Raw genomic sequence first — 15400 nt, 5'->3', positions numbered from 1 at the left:
CGCATGGAAGGTATTTGGTGGGTGATGTAGGGATCGAACCTACGACCCGCTGATTAAGAGTCAGCTGCTCTACCAACTGAGCTAATCACCCGAGCGCCTTGGCGCTGTGAACCGGTTGGCCCGTGCTCACGAGCGGCTTTCTAGTGGCTGCGGGCGGCGGTGTCCAGAGCTTCGCCGCACTTTTTTCACGAAGCAGCCCGGGCCTCGTCGAAATAGCGGGTTCGAAGCCGAAAAGGGTGTGATGCGAGGCGGTGCGTGCCTATATGGAAGCTGCCAGACACGGCCTGACGACAGGCCAGATTGATGGGGTTTCCAGATGTATCCGCATACGCAGCTTCTGATCGCCGGCGAATGGGTCAACGGCGAGGGTGGCGACTCGATCGACGTCGTCAACCCTGCAACCGGCGAAGTCGTCGGCACGGTGGCCAAGGCCTCGACATCCGATCTGGACAGGGCTCTCGAGACCGCCGATTCGGCCTTCCGGGCCTGGCGCAAGGTGCCTGCCGTCGAACGCTCGCGGCTGTTGCGGCGTGCAGCGGAGATCGTCCGCGAGCGCGCCGGCGACATCGCCCGCATCGTCACGACGGAACAGGGCAAGCCGCTTGCCGAAGCGCAGGGCGAGGTGCTGTCCTGCGCCGACGTGCTGGAATGGTCTGCGGAGGAAGCGCGCCGCATCTATGGGCGGCTCATCCCGCCGCGCGCCGATGGCGTGAACCAGCGTGTCCTGCGCGAGCCGGTCGGCCCCGTGGCCGCCTTTACCCCGTGGAACTTTCCGGTCAGCCAGGTCGTCAAGAAAGTGGCTCCCGCCCTTGCCGCCGGCTGCAGCATCATCGTCAAGGCGGCCGAGGAGACACCGGCTTCTCCGGCGCTGCTGATCCGCGCGATCGTCGATGCCGGTATTCCGGCCGGCGTCGTGCAACTCGTCTACGGATCGCCCGCCGAGATTTCCGGCCACCTCGTGCCCCACCCGGTTATCCGCAAGGTGTCCTTTACCGGGTCGGTGCCGGTCGGCAAGCATCTCGCCGCACTGGCCGGACAGCACATGAAGCGCGCCACGATGGAACTGGGCGGCCATGCGCCGGTCATGGTGTTCGAGGATGTCGATGTGGACAGTGCCGCCGCGACGCTGGTGGGCTCCAAATATCGCAATGCCGGGCAGGTCTGCGTATCGCCGACGCGCTTCCTGATCCAGGAATCGATCTACGACGATTTCGTCAGCCGCTTCGTGGAGAAGGCATCGGCACTGAAGGTTGCCAGCGGGCTCGAGGACGGGACCCAGATGGGGCCCCTCGTCAACGAGAAGCGGGTCCAGGCGGTAGACGAGCTGATTGCCGATGCGGTACGTGACGGGGCCGACCTGGCGCTGGGCGGCGAGCGGATCGGCAACAAGGGGTCGTTCTACAAGCCGTCCGTCCTGCGCAATGTCGACAGGACGATGCGCATCATGAACGAAGAGCCATTCGGCCCGGTGGCGCTGATGACTCCATTCGCCAGGGTGGATGAGGTGATCGAGGAAGCCAATCGCCTGCCGTTCGGTCTTGCGAGCTATGCCTTCACGCGGTCTGCGCGGACGGTGGAAATGCTGGCCGATTCCGTCGAAGCGGGCATGATGACGGTCAATCATCTGGGCCTCGCGCTTCCCGAAACGCCGTTCGGCGGCATGAAGGATTCCGGCTACGGGTCGGAAGGCGGGGCGGAATCCATGGACGCCTACCTGACCACCAAGTTCGTGACGCACAACGCCCTCTACTGAGGGCGAGCCCGTCTTTCACGCATTCGTGAATTGCCCCCCGCCTCGGGCGGGGGGACGCTTCGTGCATGCGCTGCCGACCGTTCAGTCCCGCTGCCATCGCATTATGTGCTGCCGCTGCTTCCCTTGCTGCGCCGGCGGCGGCGCAGGACGTCGAGGTCGACGTGGAACTGGTGCTGGCAGTGGACGTGTCCTGGTCGATGGATCTGTCGGAGCAGGCGATCCAGCGTGACGGGTACATCGCCGCCTTTCGAAGCCCGGAGGTCCAGAAGGCCATCCTGGAAGGGGGGTGGGGCCGGGTCGCGGTGACTTATGTCGAATGGGCCGGCAGCTTCACCCAGTCCGTCGTGGTGCCGTGGACGCTGATCGACTCTCGCGAGGCGGCCGACGGGTTCGCCTATCGGCTGTCGCAGGAAGAACCGAACCGCGAAAGACGCACATCCATCTCGGCCGCGCTGGATTTTTCCGTATCCCTGTTCGATGACAATGGCTTTGCCGGATTGCGCCGGGTTATCGACCTCTCGGGCGATGGCCCCAACAACCAGGGCCGTCCAGTCGACGAGGCGCGGGATGCGGCAGTGGCCCGCGGGGCGACGATCAACGGCCTACCGCTGATGACGTCTGGAGAGGAAGGCGGCGCATTCTCGTGGGGCGGGATCGCCGATCTCGATGCCTATTATACGGCCTGCGTGACGGGCGGCGCCGGAGCCTTCGTGATTCCGGTCAACGACTGGTCGCAGTTTCCGGAGGCCATACGGCGCAAACTGATCCTGGAGCTTGCGGGCACATGGCCGAAGACTGCCGGCGGCGAGGCGGTCATACAAGTCCAGGCGGGCGAGGCCCCGGTCGATTGCCGCATCGGCGAACGCATGTGGCAGCAGCGCCAGGAGCGCTGGAACATCCCCAATTGATCAGCGCCGCGGCGTGCCCTGCCTGTGGCGACGCCAGATCGAACTCTGCTCGAAACCCAGCACGATGACGATCGCCATCGCGAAGGGGATGAGCAGATACAGGATGCGGAATACCAGCAGTGCCGCCAGGACATCCGTTTCCGGCAGGAAGGGGAAGCCGGCCAGGAAAGCCACTTCCAGGACGCCGAGCCCGCCCGGCGCATGGGATATGAGCGCCAGCGAGAACGAGATCACGAAGACGGCGACGACCATCATGTAGCCGGGATGGTTTTCCGGCGGCAGCGCGAAATAGATGATGGCGGCCGCAGCGAGAATCTCGGCCGGCGCGATGGCCAGCTGGCGCATGACGACGTCGCGCGCAGGATAATGCAGCTCGAACTTGCCGATGCGCAGGGGCCGCAGCCCCGCGAAGCTGCCGAAGACGTAAAGCGCGACGAGAAGCAGGATCGCAGTTGCGATGCTGCGCGGCACGATGGGCGACACATCGAAATAGCCGTTCACCGCTTCGGGATAGACAAGCAGCGACACCGCCGAGACGATGAGGACGCCGAGAGCGAAGGTGAAGGAGCAGAACGCGATCAGCAGCGCGACGTCGGAAACGCTGAGCCCCTTGGACGTGTAGGCCCTGTATCGCACCACCGCGCCGGAAAAGACGGACGCTCCGATATTGTGAGACAGCGCATAGGTGGTGAACGAGGTGGCGAAAACGAAGCGGAAAGGTATCCAGCGCTTCAGATGGCGCAACGCCAACTGATCGTACAGGGCAAGCATCGTGTACGCCACGATGGCGGCAATGGCGCTGAGCGTCCACTGCCGGGCCGAGATGGCCTGGAAGCTGGTGAGGATCGCATCGAGCGAGAGTTCCCGCACTTCATGAAACAGGATCCAGCCGGAAAAGATCACCGCCGCAAGACCGATGACCGGCCAGATGTAGTCCTTAAGCTTCATCGGCTCCTCGCTACCTCCAGTTTTCGGGTTGGTCCTATCCCGCGGCGCGGCAAGGCGCGCCCTGTCTTATCGTCTGCCCGGATGCGAAGAAAGGCCGGCAGGCGATTAATTGACCGCTCCCGGCAAAGGCCGGCTCGGCCTCAAGACGCTGTCATCGAATTTTGAAGACGGGTGGAACGAATTGCCACATGCGGCGTTTTTCACGCATAGGCAGTTTAACCTGGAGTAGCCACGATGCCCCGTCGTACCGCAACCATCGCCCTCGGCCTCGTCGCTGTCATGGCGCTTTCGGCATGTGCCAATACCGTGCGTGGCGTCGGCCGCGATGTCGGCAATACCGTTTCCGCAACCGAGGGTGCCGTTAACGACGTGGCACGCCGCTAGTCCGCCCTGGCGGACGGCGCGGATATTCGAGCCTGATGAAAATACCTGCGAGCGGTTGCCGCTCGCAGGTATTTTGCGTGCCTACAGTGAGAGGGCGGGCGCGTTAGGCGAACCTTAGTGATTAGGCCTTAAGCCTGATGACGCGGCAACGTCGCCAATGCCCCGGCTTCAGGTCTTGCGTACCGGGGCAGACCGCCATTCCCACCCGATGTCCGGGGCAGGGTCCTTTCGATCTCGCTGTGATGGAACGGCTTGTGCACATGCGGCACCGACCGCAGGTGCGCCGGTATCTCATCGGGATTTGCCGTTACGAAGACAAACCGCACTCCCATCGCCTGGAGACGCTCGGCGATCGGTTGCGAGGTGGTGCCGGCCGGCCGCAGGTTGACATCCAGCAAGGCAAAGTCGACGCCGCGCGACAGGTGTGCCAGCGCCTGGTCGACGGTCGCGGCGAACAGGCATTCGGCGCCGGTGCGGGCCTGCACGATATCTTCCAGATCCATGGCGATAAGTGCATCATCTTCGACGATCAGGATACGCATCGTACGGCCTCCTGCCTGAAAGCAAACCGGCGCGAGATTGCCGGAACCCGAGGCGGAGCCGAATCCGCCTGGCAGGGAAACACCGTCGGTCAACGACGGTTGCCCCGCATGACGATTCTGTTTCGACATGCTCTATGAACGGTTAACGATCTGCCAGCGCCGGTGGAACCACATCCACTGTTCCGGAGTTTCGCGCACCCAGCGCTCGACGACGTCGTTCAGCAATTGCGTGCTTGCGGCGACGTCGACGTCGCCGTCCTCCGTGCGAGGCAGATCCAGCCTCGGCTCGAGTTCCAACCGGTAGCGTCCTTCCGGCAGGCGAATGCAGCGCGCCGGATAAATCTCGGCGTCGAACTGGCGCGCCAATTTGGGCAGAAGCGGGTTGGTCAGGCACGGTCGGCCGAAGAACAGGCCCGGCGTTCCTTTCTGAAACTTCTGGTCCACCAGCATGCCAACGGCCCGGCCTTCGTCCAGCCTGGCGGCAAGGTTGCGGGCAGCCCCGGCCTTGGATGGCACCAGGTGACCGCCATCGGTGCGCCGCGCATTCAGGACACGCGCAGCGATGAAGGGGTTGTTGGGCTGGCGGAACAGGGCGGTGACCTCAAGCCCAAAGGTTGCCGCGCAGACGGGCAGCAGTTCGAAGCAGCCGATATGCGCCGTGAAGAAGATGAAGGGGCCCTTGCGGTCCCGCAGTTCCTCGAAGAGCGCAACCCCTTCCACGTCGATCAGGCCTTCGCCGTCGGGCCGGCCGGGCACATAGTCGAAAAGGCGGTCCAGGAAGACATATTCGGCGGCGATCCGCCCCATCTGCCCCCAGTTCGCGCGGGCCGTCCGGTCCGCCCAGGCCGCATCCTTTTCGGGATAGGCCTGCCTCAGATTGTCGAGTGCCAGCTTGTGGCGGGGCGTCAGCGGGCCAAGCGTTCGCGCCAGCCGATCGGCGAAGTTCAGCGCCTTGTGAGGCGGCAGCCGTTTCAGCACCGCGAGAAGCGAAAAGGCGATCTGCGCCACGACCCAGTCGACGATGAGGCCGAGGCGGTGGCGCAGGCGGCGCAACCCCTGCTTCATCCGGCCTGCTCGTCCGACATGCGCAGGATGATCTTTCCGAAGACCTGCCGCCCCTCCATCCGTTTCAGGGCAGGGTCGATATCGTCGAGGCCGACTTCCATGTCGATTACCGGATGCACGCGGCCTTCAGCCATCTTCTGCATGGCGTCGGCCATGTTTTCCATCCGGCAGCCGAAAGAGCCCAGCAGCTTCAATTGTTGCTGGAATAGCTGCATCAGGTTCATCTGCGTCGAGACGCCCGAAGTCGAACCGCAGGTGACCAGCCGGCCACCGCGCTTCATGCACAGCATGGAGCCGGCCCATGTGTCGGCGCCGACATGTTCGAAGACCACGTCGACGCCGCGCTTCCGCGTGAGCTTGCGCACGACGCCTTCGAACCGGTCGGTGCGATAATTGATCACGTGATCGGCGCCGAGCGCGCGCGCCTTTTCGATCTTGTCGTCCGAGCCCACCGTGGTGATGACCGTGGCGCCGTGCCGCTTGGCAAGCTGGATGGCGGCTGTGCCGATGCCCGAGCCACCGGCATGAACCAGGATGGTCTCGCCGGGTTGAAGCCGGGCATTGTCGAAGAGCATGTGCTCGACGGTGCCGAAGGTGACGGGGGCGAGCGCCGCCCCGACCGCGTCGCAGCGGGGCGGCGCAGGCACCAGAAGGCGGGCCGGCAGGTTGATGCGCTCCTGCGCGAACCCGTCGAGATGAAAGCCGTGGACGCCGGAGACATGCTCGCAGAGATTGTCGCGCCCTTCCCGGCAAGGGCGGCACAGGCCGCAGGTGCGCGCGCCATAGATCGATACAAGCTGGCCGGGAACGAGCCCGGACGTGCCCTCGCCAAGGCGTTCCACGACGCCGGAGGCCTCGGCGCCGATCGTCAGCGGCAGCTTGCGCCTGGCGAAGGCCATGCCGCGCCAGCCCCAGACATCGATATGATTGAGCGCGACGACGCGGATGGCCACGGTGACCTCCCCCGGGCCGGGCGGCGGCGGCGGCGGCAGGTCGACCAGTTTGAGGTCGCGGTCCGCGACGAGTTGCAAGGCGCGCATCTTGATCTCTTCGTCCAGGGGGCTGTCGTGCGGGTCAGTCGCGCGGCGCGCGGCCGACGACCAGGCTGACGTTCTGGCCGCCGAACCCGAACGAGTTGGAAAGGGCGGTCGCCGCCTCTGCCGTACGCGCCGTATTGGGCACCGTATCGAGCGGAATGGCCGGGTCGGGCGTGTCGTAATTGATCGTGGGGGGCAGCACGCCGCGTGCGAGCGTCAGCGTGGAGAACACCGCCTCGATCGCGCCGGCCGCCGTCAGCGTATGGCCGATCATCGATTTGTTGGAAGAGATGGGCGTCTCGGCCACCGCATCGCCGAATACCTTCGACAGGCCCGTATATTCCATGCGGTCGTTTTCCGGCGTCGAGGTGCCGTGCGCGTTGATGTAGCCGATATCTTCGGGCCGAAGGCCCGCATCGGCCAGCGCGCGCTGGATGGAGGCTACGATGGGCGTGGCGTCGGGCTTGGACCGGGTGCGATGGAAATCGTCCGCCGATTCCCCGTGGCCCAGCATGATGCCGAGAATATCGGCGCCGCGGGCACGGGCCGCTTCCAGCGATTCCAGCACCACGGCGCCGGCGCCCTCCGCCATGACGAAGCCGTTCCTGTCTTTCGAGAAGGGGCGGGACGCCTTTTCGGGTGCGTCGTTCGCCGTGGTCAGGGCCGACAGCAGCGAGAAGCGGATCAGCGCTTCCGCGCCGACGGAGCCGTCCGTGCCGATGGCGATCGCGCGCGGGGTCTCTCCGCGCCGGATCGCCTCTATGCCGAGCTGGATCGCCGTCGCGCCGGAGGCGCAGGCGGTGGACAGGGTGACCGGCAGTCCGCGTGTGCCGAAACTGTCGGCCAGGCGTTCGGAGATGCCGCCGAAAAGCGTGAGACGGTAGATGTCCGGTGCATGCCGCCGGGCGGCCAGCAACATCAGCCGATCGTAGCCGGCCTCTTCCAGGACGGCGTCGGGCAGGCTGTCGAGATAGAGCCGCTGCGACCATTCGAGCTCGATCGGAGGCGCCGCAAGGAACAGTGGCGCGTCGAAGCGGCGCGCGTCCAGGCCGGCGCCCTCGATGGCCTCCGTTCCGGCCGCCTCGGCCAGCGCGTAGGACAGGTCGATGCCGCTCCAGGGCTCGACATCCATGAAGTCCACGGTGCCTGCGATGGTAGTGCGCAGATTGTCGGTGGGAAAGCGGGTGATCCGGTGAATGCCGGAACGCCCCTCTGTGAGCGCGGCCCAGTTCTCTTCGACGCCGCGGCCGAGCGAGGTGACGACGCCGACGCCGGTGATGGCGACGACAGGCCGTCCGAATGTGTCCAGAAGATCTGCGCTCATGGCTTAACCTACCGCCTCGAGAAGGCCGACACCTTCGCCGCGAACATGCCCGACCGTGGTCACGAGGGCCTGCCGGGGCGTGAAACCTGCCGGGCGCTCTTCACCGCCATCGGCAGGCGCCGGCATCGCCCCGCGCGACAGCGCCGCCGCGGCCAGTGCCAGCCCCATGCCGAACTGCGCTTCCATGCCGTGGCCGATGGCATTGCCGTAGGCGCGCAGCGCGGCATCCGGATAGCGGGCGGCAACCGTGCGGCGCTCGACGTCCGTGATGGGCTGCAGCCCGGTGGCTCCCGACAGGATCATCAGATCGCGGGCCTCGGCGCCGCTATCGGCCAACAGGCGCGACAGGCGGGCAGCGAGCGCTTCTTCGTCGCGCGGACCGCGATCTCCGGCGACGTAGCCCAGCTTCGCATAGGCCGGAACGTTGCGCTCCGCAGCCGACTCGGCCGATTCCAGAACCAGGAAGGCGCCCATTCCGCCGGGCGTGAAGCCGCCCTTGCCGCTGCGCGAGAAGACCGGCTGCCAGGGCGCGTGCAGCAGGTAGTCGCCCAACTCGTAATTGACGAGGATATCCTTGCGTTGCGCCGAAAACGCCCCGCCGACGAGGCAGATGCGGCTCTGGCCCGCCGCGATGCGGGACGCCGCCACATGGAAGGCCGATATGCCGGCGCTTTCCTCGCCCATGAAGGTGCGGGACGAGCCGGTCACCTTATGGACGATCGAGATGTTGCCCGCCATCAGATTGGACAATTGCGCCAGAAACAGCGTCGGCCGCAATTCGCTCATCAAGAGTTCGTTGATGTCGGCGCGTGGGTCTTCCACGCCGCGCGCGCGCGCCATCACCAGCGCGTCGACGGTCTCGTCCCGCTCGCCGCCGCCGGCCGCGACGATCATGTCCATCGTTGCGCGAAAGGCTTCGTCCTTGGGGATGGCGGCATCGTCCAGCGCCAGCCCGGCCGTATACGTGCCGAGCTTCTGCCAGGTCTCCATCTGGCGCAGGTCGCCCTTGCGCTCGATCTGTGTCGACCAGTCTATGGAGGGAAGCGGATGGACGAGCGCCGGCGTGTATGCGCCGGCCTCGATGATGGGCTGCGGCGCGCTGGCGCCGGCAAGCTGGCGCAGATGCGACTCCACGCCCTCGCCCAGCGAGGAAACCAGCCCGATGCCGGTGACGACGACGGATTGCTTGGCCATGGCGGGCTTGCGCCTCAGGCTGCCTTGGCGGCGCGCAATTCGTCGATCTTGGCGCAGAGGTTTTTCATGACGAAATACTCTTCCGTGTCGACCTGGCCGTCATTGACCTCCTGCGTCCACTTTTCCAGCGGGATCTTGATGCCGAATTCCTTGTCGATCGCGAAGACGACGTCCAGGAAATCGAGCGAGTCGATGCCCAGATCGTCGATCGTGTGGCTTTCCGGCGTGATCTTGGAACGGTCGATCTCGCTGGTTTCGGCGATGATGTCGGCGACCCGGTCGAAGGTGTTGGACAAGGTTCCATCTCCTGATGCTGGCTGCCCGATCGATGCGCAAGGACGGCAGCGATTTTATGACGGTTCGGGCCACGAATGATGTCGTGCAGCACCTAATGCCGCGCGGCTTTGCGCGCAAGCTATAAGGTCTCGCCTGCCATTTTGCAAAGAATGAAACCGCCGGTATTCAAGGGACGGCGGACTGGCAGACATCCACCCATCGGCCGTCGGCGATCTCCGCGAGCCGCTCCGGCGCGATACGCACCGCGCTGTTGCGCGAGCCGGCCGCGGGCACCACGATGTCCCACGCGCGCAAGGATACGTCGCAGTAGACCGGCAAGGGAGCGCGCAGGCCGAAAGGGCATACCCCGCCGACGGGATGGCTCGTCAGCCGCTCCACCTCCTCGGCGTCCAGCATGCGGGGCTTTCCGCCCAGGAGCTGCTTCACCTTGCGGTTGTCGAGCCGCGCATCGCCGGCCGCAACGACGAGGACGACCCTGTCGCCGACACGCAGGGACAGCGTCTTGGCGATCTGTCCGGGCTCGACGCCATGGCCGGCCGCAGCCTCGGCAACCGTGGCGGTGCTGACCTCGAGTTCCATGACGACGATTTCGGGGGCGTGCTCCTTCAGGAACGCGCGTACGGACTGCAGGCTCATCGGGATGGTTCTTTCAGTGCCGGCCCAGATGGTCGATCAGCGCCATGGCCGCGTGCGGGTTCTTTTCCTTGGCGCCGCTGATGACGTAGAGGAACACGTCGCGGGCGGCTGCCTTCTTGCGGGCAGGGCGGACGGGCGCAAGCTCGGCAGGGGTTTTCCCGTCCGCCAGCGCGCGCGCCGTATCGGCCCAGGCGGCAAGGCGCTCGTCCGGGTAGCCGAGTGCCTCGCCGTCGACGGTGCCCATGATGCGCAGGTATGAGAAATCGGCAGTCTGGTCGCCGATGAGCGGGTATTCGGAATCCGCGGCGGTCACGATCGCAACTCCGCACGCGGCGCACAGATCGACGAAGCGCTCGTCGCGGAAGCTTTCATGGCGCACCTCCACGGCGTGGCGAAGCGGGTGGGCGCCGGCTGCCTCGGGGAGCAGGCGTAGAAACGACTGGAACTCCTCGGGGTCGAAGCGCTTGGTCCCGGCAAATTGCCAGTTGATCGGGCCCAGCCTGTCGCCCAGTTCCGCGATGCCGCCCTCGGTGAACCGGCTTATCGATTCGCCCGCTTCCGCAAGGTTGCGCCGGTTGGTGGCATAGCGCGGCGCCTTGAGCGCGAAGATGAAGCCATCCGGCGTCTCGTCCCGCCATTTGCGAAACGTATCGGGGCTCTGGGAACGGTAGAATGTTCCGTTGACCTCGATCGTCGTCAGCCTGCGGCTTGCGAAGGCAAGCTCGCGGGAATGGGTGAGGCCCTTGTCGTAGAAACTGCCGCGCCACGGCTCGAAGGTCCAGCCGCCGACGCCGACCCGGATCGAGGGGTTGACTGACATGAACTTTACCCTTTCACCGAACACCGTTTTCGATCGGAGCGCACAGTGACTGTATCCATCTACGGAATCAAGAATTGCGACACCATGAAGAAGGCGCGAGCCTGGCTCGACTCGCATGGGGTGTCCCATGTCTTCCACGACTACAAGATCGAGCCCCCGGAGCCGGCGCGCCTGCAGGGCTGGATCGACGATCTCGGCTGGGAGGCGGTGCTGAGCCGCGCCGGCACGACGTTCCGCAAACTGCCGGACGAGGCGAAGTCGGGGCTGGATGCGGAGCGGGCCAAGGCCTTGATGCTGGAGCAGCCTTCGATGATCAAGCGCCCGATGCTGGAGGCCGACGGCGCCCTTCTGGCCGGCTTCAGCCCGGCGCAATACGAGCGGCTGTTCCTGTAAAGCTCCGGACGCCCGAAAAGGGCGCCCGAAGGGAAGGCCATCAGGAAGGTGGCTGCTGGTCGCGGACCTGGTCCAGGATGGTGTTCTGCGCCAGCACGAGGGCCTGGATGCAGCCGTTCTCGTCGGAACGGGCCTGTGCGGCCTCCGCTTCGCCGACATGCGTCTTGGCCTGTGCGGTCTCCAGTCCGCTCGATTCGGCCTGGCCGACGAGCTGGTTGATCTGCGGGAGGGCTTCCGCGCAGGTTGGGGGTGACGCCTGCGGCGCCGTGGCGTCCTGGGCGAGTGCGGGTGCTGCTGCCAGGGCGGCAAGCGCGCCCACCAGTATCCAAGGCTTCACTGGCTTACTCCGTGTTCGGTTCCTGTTTGCCGGCATCGTTCGATGCGGCAGACGGAGCCTCGTCACCGGGTATGGCGAGAACAGGCAGCCGGGATGGTCATTGCTTGACGATTTTGTGAAGGGTTGGTGGCTCGGTCTGCACCGCGCGGATCAGGTCTTCGATCGCCTGCATCTTGGAACGCTTGAGCGCTTCGCGCGCCGAGATGACCCCCGAGAGATAATCGGCAAGGATAACGGTAAGCGGCATGTGGAAATCCCCCGATTCGCATGTGGAAAACAAGGGTAGAGTCTGTGGATAATTTTGCCATAGCCTCGCCACAAATGGTTAACGCGCGTTGCAATTCCGACTCACCTGAACGAATGCGGAACGCTTGTAAATCAGGAGTTTTGGGGCGATAGCGGAGGGCTGACCTCTGATTGGAGATTGTGCCGTTTTCGCGGCCGGATCATGGCCGCGGCGGCCGATCTTCCTCGATGACGGTCGCGATGTCCGGTGCGATCGTGGCTGTCGGCGTATGCCCTTTCTTCTGCTCGCGCAGAAAGATGAACAGGCCGGATCCGATAATGAGCACCGCACCGGCCAGAAGTGCCGGCTTCGGCTCGTCGCCGAAGAACAGCGTTCCGTAGACGATGGCCCACACGATCAGCGTATATTGATACGGCACGACCACCGAAGCCTCGGCCAGCCGCAGCGACTGGTTTACGCATACATGGGCCAGCATCGCGATCAGGCCGAGCAGGACGAGAAGCGCGAAACCTGTCAGGTCGATGGGCGCCCAGTCGAACGGAGCCGCCGCCAGCCCGAAAAGGAGGGCGCCGGCCGTCTGCCAACTGATCAGCGTCGTGCCGCTGGCACCGGACAGCGAGCGCGTGGAGATGATCAGCAACGCATAGGCAAGGCTGCCCGCGATCGCCAGCAGGGCGCCGGTGGATGCTTCCTGGAAGCTGGGTCCGAGGGCTATGACGACGCCGAGAAAGCCCACGAGAACGGCAGACCAGCGCCGCCATCCCACAGGCTCGCGCAGGATGAGCGCCGACAGCGCCGTCACATAGATCGGCCCGGCCAGATAGAAGGTCATGACATCGGCGAGCGGCAGATAGAACAAGGCTGCGTAGAACAGCGCGACCTCGGCTGTCGAGCACACCATGCGCAACAGGTGGATGCGCTTGCGCTCGGGTTTCAGGATCGTGGCGCGCTCGCGCCAGATGAAGGGCGTCAGCATGAAAAGCGCCGCCGCGCTGCGGATCAGCAGGATCTGCCCGATCGAGAAAGTGGCGATGAGGAATTTCCCGAGCGCGTCGTTCGATGCGAACATGAACACGCCGAACAGCATCAGCCCGATGCCCGCCAGGGAATTGGCGGCCGGCGCCGAAGAAGACTTGCTAGACATGGCGATTCCGAAACGGCCCTCCCGACCCGACGCTCCTGACGTAGCACCTTCCGCACCGCCATGCAGGCCCTATTTCCATGGCAACTGGACGAGAGGACGACGATGGGGAACGCACCGGTATCGCGGCGTGAACGGCAGGCGAAACGTGCATCGCGCGCGGGCATCACCCTTTTCTGCGCCGCTTGCGTCTTCATGATCTCGGCACTCGGCTACTATGTCTGGCTGTTCCTGACGCAGGTGTGATGGCCGGTTGCGTTGACCGTGCAGACTGTGGCCTCGACGGCCGTCATGACGGTCTAAGCCCTGCCGGATCGGACGTTTGACGGTGTTGGCGCCTTCCATCGACGCGACGGCATGAACAACTGGAAGTTGCATTGCTGCAACAGGGTGTTGCGAACTTGCAGCCCGCCCTCAAAGCGGCGCGTTGTCCTGCAAGCATGAGCACTCCAATTTGCAGTCAGTCAGACATATCAAGGTTCAGCATGTCACATCACCTCAGCCGCCGCGGCTTCATGGTTGCCGCGCCGCTCTTCCTTGCCGGGTGCGCGACGGCGCAGACCGGCAGCCCGGTCCAGCCGGCGCGTCGGGCGATTCCACAACAGTATCTGTCGATGTACGCCGCGGTGCAGGACGGTGAATTCGCGCTTCCGGCGATCGACCTGACTGGGGTCGATCCGCAGTACTGGCGCCGCGTGGTGCGGTATTACGGGCCCGAAACGCCCGGCACGGTGGTCGTGGATCCGGAGCGGCGCTTCGTCTACCTGGTACTCGAAGACGGCGAATGCGTGCGTTATGGTTGCGGCGTCGGGCGCGCCGGCTTCGGGTTCAAGGGGGATGCCGTCATCCAGCGCAAGGCGCAATGGCCGCGCTGGACGCCGACGCCGAACATGATCCGCCTCGACCCGGAGCGCAACGGCCCCTTTGCGGGCGGCGTGCCGGGTGGACCGGCCAACCCGCTTGGGGCGCGGGCGCTTTATTTGTACCGGGGCGGGGTGGATACGCTGTATCGCATTCACGGAACCAACGAGGCCTGGAGCATCGGGCGCTCGGTATCGAGCGGCTGTATCCGCCTGTTCAATCAGGATATCATGGATCTCTATGGACGGGTTCCGACCGGCGCACGTGTCGTCGTGCTGCAGCCGGGCTCGGCGGACCGATCGGGGAACCCGGCAACCCCAGCCGCGGTTTAGCCACGGTTCATCAAGGAGGGTACGGTGGCTCAGATACACTACAAGATCGTCGAGCATGACGGCGGATGGGCCTACAAGGTCAACGACGTCTTTTCGGAAACCTTCTCGACGCATGACGATGCGCTGGCTGCGGCAAAGGACGCGGCCGCGCGGCAGGCGCTGAGCGGCGAGACCGAAGGCATCGTGTTTCAGACGGCCGACGGCAAATGGCACAGCGAGGTCTCGCGCGGGGACGATCGTCCGCAGGCCGACGTCGAGGACGAGGACGTGGCCGAAGGCACCGGGCGCTGACCGGGAGGGGTTCGATGCGCCGCGTTCCGGCATTCCTGCTCAGCATCGCGGCGCTTCTGGCCCTTTCCGGAGGTTCGGGGGCGCAGGTCGCCACGCCGAACTTCATCGACCAGGCACAGCGTGGCGGAGCCTCGCAGACGCTTGCTCCGCCCGTACGGATACGGTTCCTGACGAGCGTGGATTTCCCGCCTTTCAGCTTTCTGGATTCACGCGGGCTGATCACCGGTTTCAACGTCGACCTGGCGCGCGCCGTCTGCGAGGACATGGCGATAACGGACGTCTGCCAGATCGAGGCGCGGCCCTTCGCCGAACTGGAGCCGGCCCTCCTGGCCGGGGAGGGGGAGGCGATCATCGCCGGCGTCGGGATCGACGAGGCATCGCGCGCGCGTCTCGCCTTCACCCGCACCTATCTTCACTTTCCGGCGCGATTCGCAGCTCCATCCGCTTCGGCGCTCGGCGACGATCTTCCCGGTTCGCTGGACGGGCAGCGCGTGGCAGTCGTCGCCGGTACGGCGCACGCCGCGATGCTGGCCGCTTTCTTTCCGGCGGCGGTTGCCGTTCCCGTGCAGAATGCCGCACAGGGCCTGTCGGCGATGCGCCGGGGGGATGCGGCAGCCTATTTCGGCGATGGCATCAGCCTGTCCTTCTGGCTGGCCAGCGAGGCGGCAGCCGATTGCTGCCGGTTCATCGGCGGCCCCTATCTTTCCGACCGGTATCTCGGCGAGGGGCTCGCTTTCGCGCTGGCGCCGGACGACGCCAAGCTTGCCGCACGCTTCGACGAGGCGTTGCGGCGGGTCGTGGCCAGCGGCCGGTTCTCGGAGCTGATGCTTCGTTATTTTCCGGTCAGCGCTTTCTGACCGGGCCATTTGCCTTTAAACGATGCCGCACAG

20 protein-coding genes and 1 tRNA gene are annotated in these 15400 nt (G+C 65.3%); 8 read left to right on the top strand and 13 right to left on the bottom strand.

From position 1 onward, the window contains the following. Nucleotides 1-15: 15 nt before the first annotated feature. Nucleotides 16-91 (bottom strand) — tRNA-Lys (locus NDN16_RS12765). Nucleotides 92-316: 225 nt separating this feature from the next. On the opposite strand from NDN16_RS12765, the gene NDN16_RS12760 reads away from it, so the two are divergent. Together NDN16_RS12760 and NDN16_RS12755 are read left to right on the top strand one after the other, a co-directional pair. Further along, nucleotides 317-1753: an NAD-dependent succinate-semialdehyde dehydrogenase gene (locus NDN16_RS12760; protein WP_251113968.1), complete on the top strand. Its 1437-nt coding sequence runs from the start codon at nucleotides 317-319 to the stop codon at nucleotides 1751-1753. 65 nt (nucleotides 1754-1818) lie between these two features. Continuing rightward, nucleotides 1819-2661, top strand: coding sequence for a DUF1194 domain-containing protein (locus NDN16_RS12755; protein ID WP_251113967.1), 843 nt, complete (start codon nucleotides 1819-1821; stop codon nucleotides 2659-2661). Here the strand turns inward: NDN16_RS12755 and NDN16_RS12750 are convergent, their stop codons facing one another. After that, complete coding sequence (locus NDN16_RS12750; RefSeq protein ID WP_251113966.1) at nucleotides 2662-3609, bottom strand: lysylphosphatidylglycerol synthase domain-containing protein; 948 nt, start codon at nucleotides 3607-3609, stop codon at nucleotides 2662-2664. A gap of 234 nt (nucleotides 3610-3843) precedes the next feature. Here NDN16_RS12750 and NDN16_RS12745 point away from each other — a divergent pair, with 234 nt between their 5' ends. Beyond that, entirely contained in the window at nucleotides 3844-3993 is a 150-nt protein-coding gene (locus NDN16_RS12745; RefSeq protein ID WP_251113965.1) for a hypothetical protein, read from the top strand. 128 nt (nucleotides 3994-4121) lie between these two features. Here the strand turns inward: NDN16_RS12745 and NDN16_RS12740 are convergent, their stop codons facing one another. The 8 genes from NDN16_RS12740 to NDN16_RS12705 all read right to left on the bottom strand — a co-directional run bounded on the left by NDN16_RS12740 (nucleotide 4122) and on the right by NDN16_RS12705 (nucleotide 10908). Next, nucleotides 4122-4535, bottom strand: a complete 414-nt coding sequence (locus NDN16_RS12740; protein ID WP_251113964.1) for a response regulator — start codon at nucleotides 4533-4535, stop codon at nucleotides 4122-4124. A 132-nt stretch (nucleotides 4536-4667) separates the two neighbouring features. Further along, complete coding sequence (locus NDN16_RS12735) at nucleotides 4668-5600, bottom strand: lipid A biosynthesis lauroyl acyltransferase (RefSeq protein ID WP_251113963.1); 933 nt, start codon at nucleotides 5598-5600, stop codon at nucleotides 4668-4670. Beyond that, on the bottom strand, nucleotides 5597-6640 hold the full coding sequence (locus tag NDN16_RS12730) for a zinc-binding dehydrogenase (RefSeq protein WP_251113962.1): 1044 nt from the start codon (nucleotides 6638-6640) through the stop codon (nucleotides 5597-5599). Before NDN16_RS12730 ends, NDN16_RS12735 begins: the two co-directional genes overlap by 4 nt. A gap of 34 nt (nucleotides 6641-6674) precedes the next feature. After that, nucleotides 6675-7961 (bottom strand): beta-ketoacyl-ACP synthase, encoded by a 1287-nt coding sequence (locus tag NDN16_RS12725; RefSeq protein ID WP_251113961.1) that lies wholly within the window; start codon nucleotides 7959-7961, stop codon nucleotides 6675-6677. Between the two features lie 3 nt (nucleotides 7962-7964). Continuing rightward, on the bottom strand, nucleotides 7965-9155 hold the full coding sequence (locus NDN16_RS12720; protein WP_251113960.1) for a beta-ketoacyl-ACP synthase: 1191 nt from the start codon (nucleotides 9153-9155) through the stop codon (nucleotides 7965-7967). Between the two features lie 14 nt (nucleotides 9156-9169). Continuing rightward, a complete protein-coding gene (locus NDN16_RS12715; RefSeq protein WP_039191744.1) occupies nucleotides 9170-9451 on the bottom strand; it encodes an acyl carrier protein in 282 nt (93 codons plus the stop codon). 166 nt (nucleotides 9452-9617) lie between these two features. Beyond that, nucleotides 9618-10088, bottom strand: a complete 471-nt coding sequence (locus NDN16_RS12710; RefSeq protein ID WP_251113959.1) for a YbaK/EbsC family protein — start codon at nucleotides 10086-10088, stop codon at nucleotides 9618-9620. Nucleotides 10089-10101: 13 nt separating this feature from the next. Then, nucleotides 10102-10908: a DUF72 domain-containing protein gene (locus NDN16_RS12705; RefSeq protein ID WP_251113958.1), complete on the bottom strand. Its 807-nt coding sequence runs from the start codon at nucleotides 10906-10908 to the stop codon at nucleotides 10102-10104. A 45-nt stretch (nucleotides 10909-10953) separates the two neighbouring features. On the opposite strand from NDN16_RS12705, the gene NDN16_RS12700 reads away from it, so the two are divergent. Next, nucleotides 10954-11301, top strand: coding sequence for an ArsC family reductase (locus NDN16_RS12700; protein ID WP_251113957.1), 348 nt, complete (start codon nucleotides 10954-10956; stop codon nucleotides 11299-11301). 40 nt (nucleotides 11302-11341) lie between these two features. Here NDN16_RS12700 and NDN16_RS12695 read toward each other — a convergent pair whose 3' ends face one another. The 3 genes from NDN16_RS12695 to NDN16_RS12685 all read right to left on the bottom strand — a co-directional run bounded on the left by NDN16_RS12695 (nucleotide 11342) and on the right by NDN16_RS12685 (nucleotide 13035). Further along, nucleotides 11342-11638: a hypothetical protein gene (locus tag NDN16_RS12695; protein WP_143190093.1), complete on the bottom strand. Its 297-nt coding sequence runs from the start codon at nucleotides 11636-11638 to the stop codon at nucleotides 11342-11344. Between the two features lie 97 nt (nucleotides 11639-11735). Continuing rightward, nucleotides 11736-11885 (bottom strand): hypothetical protein, encoded by a 150-nt coding sequence (locus tag NDN16_RS12690; protein ID WP_251113956.1) that lies wholly within the window; start codon nucleotides 11883-11885, stop codon nucleotides 11736-11738. Between the two features lie 199 nt (nucleotides 11886-12084). Continuing rightward, the gene (locus tag NDN16_RS12685) at nucleotides 12085-13035 is read right to left on the bottom strand and encodes a DMT family transporter (RefSeq protein WP_251114150.1); all 951 of its coding nucleotides are present in this window, start codon (nucleotides 13033-13035) and stop codon (nucleotides 12085-12087) included. Nucleotides 13036-13131: 96 nt separating this feature from the next. On the opposite strand from NDN16_RS12685, the gene NDN16_RS12680 reads away from it, so the two are divergent. The 4 genes from NDN16_RS12680 to NDN16_RS12665 all read left to right on the top strand — a co-directional run bounded on the left by NDN16_RS12680 (nucleotide 13132) and on the right by NDN16_RS12665 (nucleotide 15367). Further along, the gene (locus NDN16_RS12680) at nucleotides 13132-13272 is read left to right on the top strand and encodes a hypothetical protein (protein WP_251113955.1); all 141 of its coding nucleotides are present in this window, start codon (nucleotides 13132-13134) and stop codon (nucleotides 13270-13272) included. A 239-nt stretch (nucleotides 13273-13511) separates the two neighbouring features. Further along, entirely contained in the window at nucleotides 13512-14219 is a 708-nt protein-coding gene (locus NDN16_RS12675) for a L,D-transpeptidase (RefSeq protein ID WP_251113954.1), read from the top strand. A gap of 24 nt (nucleotides 14220-14243) precedes the next feature. After that, nucleotides 14244-14510 carry a DUF2188 domain-containing protein gene (locus NDN16_RS12670; protein ID WP_251113953.1) on the top strand — a complete coding sequence of 89 codons (267 nt, stop codon included), beginning with the start codon at nucleotides 14244-14246 and terminating at the stop codon, nucleotides 14508-14510. A gap of 14 nt (nucleotides 14511-14524) precedes the next feature. Further along, nucleotides 14525-15367: a transporter substrate-binding domain-containing protein gene (locus NDN16_RS12665; protein ID WP_251113952.1), complete on the top strand. Its 843-nt coding sequence runs from the start codon at nucleotides 14525-14527 to the stop codon at nucleotides 15365-15367. Nucleotides 15368-15400 lie beyond the last annotated feature (33 nt).

Origin of the sequence: Aureimonas altamirensis, from assembly GCF_023702225.1 — a bacterium.
Taxonomy (GTDB): Bacteria; Pseudomonadota; Alphaproteobacteria; order Rhizobiales; family Rhizobiaceae; genus Aureimonas; species Aureimonas altamirensis_B.
Note: the sequence above shows the minus strand (reverse complement) of the source record. Positions and strands in the feature narration are given on the sequence as shown.

Bases quoted from the DNA above. Each gene is read 5' to 3' on its own strand.
- NDN16_RS12760 (WP_251113968.1), top strand. From the start codon at position 317: ATGTATCCGCATACGCAGCTTCTGATCGCCGGCGAATGGGTCAACGGC.
- NDN16_RS12755 (WP_251113967.1), top strand. From the start codon at position 1,819: ATGCGCTGCCGACCGTTCAGTCCCGCTGCCATCGCATTATGTGCTGCC.
- NDN16_RS12750 (WP_251113966.1), bottom strand. From the start codon at position 3,609: ATGAAGCTTAAGGACTACATCTGGCCGGTCATCGGTCTTGCGGCGGTG.
- NDN16_RS12745 (WP_251113965.1), top strand. From the start codon at position 3,844: ATGCCCCGTCGTACCGCAACCATCGCCCTCGGCCTCGTCGCTGTCATG.
- NDN16_RS12740 (WP_251113964.1), bottom strand. From the start codon at position 4,535: ATGCGTATCCTGATCGTCGAAGATGATGCACTTATCGCCATGGATCTG.
- NDN16_RS12735 (WP_251113963.1), bottom strand. From the start codon at position 5,600: ATGAAGCAGGGGTTGCGCCGCCTGCGCCACCGCCTCGGCCTCATCGTC.
- NDN16_RS12730 (WP_251113962.1), bottom strand. From the start codon at position 6,640: ATGCGCGCCTTGCAACTCGTCGCGGACCGCGACCTCAAACTGGTCGAC.
- NDN16_RS12725 (WP_251113961.1), bottom strand. From the start codon at position 7,961: ATGAGCGCAGATCTTCTGGACACATTCGGACGGCCTGTCGTCGCCATC.
- NDN16_RS12720 (WP_251113960.1), bottom strand. From the start codon at position 9,155: ATGGCCAAGCAATCCGTCGTCGTCACCGGCATCGGGCTGGTTTCCTCG.
- NDN16_RS12710 (WP_251113959.1), bottom strand. From the start codon at position 10,088: ATGAGCCTGCAGTCCGTACGCGCGTTCCTGAAGGAGCACGCCCCCGAA.
- NDN16_RS12705 (WP_251113958.1), bottom strand. From the start codon at position 10,908: ATGTCAGTCAACCCCTCGATCCGGGTCGGCGTCGGCGGCTGGACCTTC.
- NDN16_RS12690 (WP_251113956.1), bottom strand. From the start codon at position 11,885: ATGCCGCTTACCGTTATCCTTGCCGATTATCTCTCGGGGGTCATCTCG.
- NDN16_RS12680 (WP_251113955.1), top strand. From the start codon at position 13,132: ATGGGGAACGCACCGGTATCGCGGCGTGAACGGCAGGCGAAACGTGCA.
- NDN16_RS12675 (WP_251113954.1), top strand. From the start codon at position 13,512: ATGTCACATCACCTCAGCCGCCGCGGCTTCATGGTTGCCGCGCCGCTC.
- NDN16_RS12665 (WP_251113952.1), top strand. From the start codon at position 14,525: ATGCGCCGCGTTCCGGCATTCCTGCTCAGCATCGCGGCGCTTCTGGCC.